Below are 243 nucleotides of genomic sequence, written 5' to 3' on the forward strand. Positions count from 1 at the left end.
ACAAGGAGTTATGGGGTTAGCTGGCAAGCATATGAACGCCATGCGTGCTATACAAGAGCATTGGAGTATATCACTTAAAAATATACTGTCAGATTTAGATGAAAAATATAAATATCGTAGCAAACAATATAAATTTCAGACTAAAGCTCATGAACAACAATGGTATCTCGATGAAGAATTAGTAGACCATTTATTAGAAAATCAAGTTACAGTTTTTGATGAGGATAAAGTGATTGAATATAT

1 protein-coding gene is annotated in these 243 nt (G+C 31.7%); it reads left to right on the forward strand.

Features of this window, described 5'->3' with window-relative positions:
* Nucleotides 1-10: 10 nt before the first annotated feature.
* On the forward strand, nt 11-243 hold a 233-nt coding region (locus ACQKM9_RS21580; protein WP_427736527.1), incomplete at its 3' end, for a hypothetical protein.

The sequence above is a fragment of the Viridibacillus sp. NPDC093762 genome (assembly GCF_050279675.1).
In the GTDB taxonomy this organism is placed as follows: domain Bacteria; phylum Bacillota; class Bacilli; order Bacillales_A; family Planococcaceae; genus Viridibacillus.